This window comes from Cellulomonas sp. P4_A2 (genome assembly GCF_056402515.1).
This window is the reverse complement of the sequence record NZ_JBFUHG010000088.1, coordinates 1-489: the sequence shown is the minus strand read 5'-3', so window position 1 is coordinate 489 and position 489 is coordinate 1. Positions and strand designations below refer to the sequence as shown.

At 69.7% G+C, this 489-nt stretch carries 2 protein-coding genes; both read right to left on the bottom strand.

The genetic code is table 11. The annotated features are described in order from the left end of the window. Positions 1 to 150, bottom strand: a 150-nt coding sequence (locus AC1DUE_RS20225) for a DUF2630 family protein (RefSeq protein ID WP_477041198.1), incomplete at its 3' end; no start/stop codon positions are given. A gap of 68 nt (positions 151 to 218) precedes the next feature. After that, positions 219 to 489 (bottom strand): zinc-binding dehydrogenase (locus AC1DUE_RS20220; RefSeq protein ID WP_477041197.1); only part of this gene is annotated, 271 nt, incomplete at its 5' end.

Below are 489 nucleotides of genomic sequence, written 5' to 3'. Positions count from 1 at the left end.
GTCCCAGTACTGTTCGAGTTCGGCTTCCACCGTGCGCAGGCGTGACTTCTCGTTCGCGGACAGGCCCATCTCCCGGGTGGAGCGGTCGCGCAGATTTCGCTCCTCGGAGACCAGACCGCCGATGTTGTCGATGATCTCCCGGTCGTCCATGACGCCTCCTTCGGACTCGTTCGGACTTGGTGGGACTCCCTCTGCGAGCGGTTCTTCCGGGACACGGGTCAGAGCGCGAACAAGGTCTTGCCACGGGCGCCGCCCGTGCGGTTCCGGTCGAGGGCCTGCGGGGCCTTCTCCAGCGGGAGCTCGATGTCGACGAGCACCTTCAGCACGCCCTCCGCGGCGCCCGCCGCCAGGACGTCGAGCAGAACGGGTGTCGGTTCGAGCCGGAAGTCGATGGACCCGACGCCCTCGGGAACAGTGGCCCGGCCGGCGACGCCCCGCGTGGTGACGGCGGCACCGCCGCTCCGCACCAGCGCCGCCATGGCCGCGAAC